Raw genomic sequence first — 1,083 nt, forward strand, 5'->3', positions numbered from 1 at the left:
AAATTCGTCGTCAGCAATATCGACCAGCTTGCAATCCGCGGTCAGTGTTACACCGCGAGAGGCTTTCATAGTCAGTGAACCATCGAAATCTGCGCTTGCGACCGTTACGTCATAGCCTGCTCGAACCATCAAGTCGATAACGGTGACGGCTTCCATTTCTTCGGTGCCCGGAGCGATTGGCACTAAGATTTTCTTACTCATTGTTCTGTCCAGCTTTGTTCTATTTGTTTGATGCGTTGGTAAAGTTCTAAATTCTCAGGTGTATTGATGCGATGTTTCTCTGCCGCTTTTAGCAAGTACCCAGTGATAAAATCAATTTCGGTCGGGCGCTGATGAAACACATCTTGCCTCATTGAAGAATAGTTCTCAGACGTTGCCCGCACCACTTGCATAATGGTCTCGAAAAGTACGTCGAACTGCGTCGCAATGTCTTCCTTATTCATCACTTCGACAAGTTCTTTCGTGATGATTTTCAAGGTGTCTTGAAAATCACCGTGTGCAAGGTCGCCATTTTTACATTGATGCAATGCTGTAAGCGGGTTGATTGCACAGTTTATGGCGAGTTTGGTCCACAATGCGGCATTGATGTTTGGGTTCCAAACCACTTCTGGTAAAGCGTGCTGCATAACATCTTGCAAAAACTGGCATTGAGCGCCAGATGCATTAAAGCCGCCAACTTGAGTGATGCCTTGCCCCGTGTGCATTACGAGTTCTTTATTCGGCTTATAAGCACCATGGGGTGTGGTTGCGATAACGACGGGATTTCCGGATAGCATCTCTTCTACCTGCTCGGCCGTACCCATACCATTGTGCATAAGCATAACAATGGCATCGTGATGAATGTGCTCAATAAGAGGTTTGAGTGCAGTGATCACTTGCCACGCTTTCACCGTGACCAAAATCAAATCCGCTTGTTGTAAAGAGGGAACATGTTGGTTAGGAAACTCCATTGCAGGTGAGTCATCAAGCGTAAGGGAGTGTTGCGGCTCAGACGTTCTGCCCCACACTGATACTTGGTGTCCTGCCAATTGAAATTTTGTTGCCCACAGTGAGCCAATGGCCCCCGGACCTAAAATGAGAATA

The 1,083-nt window shown here is 46.8% G+C and carries 2 protein-coding genes; both read right to left on the reverse strand.

Going from position 1 to position 1,083, the window contains the following annotated elements:
• The coding region (locus R8N28_RS26675) for a DJ-1/PfpI family protein (RefSeq protein WP_318183850.1) at positions 1-201 on the reverse strand (201 nt) is incomplete at its 3' end.
• A complete protein-coding gene (gene panE, locus R8N28_RS26680; RefSeq protein ID WP_318183851.1) occupies positions 198-1,082 on the reverse strand; it encodes a 2-dehydropantoate 2-reductase in 885 nt (294 codons plus the stop codon). The genes panE and R8N28_RS26675, both read right to left, overlap by 4 nt.
• Between the last annotated feature and the right edge of the window lies 1 nt (position 1,083).

This window comes from Vibrio sp. Vb1554, from assembly GCF_033344235.1.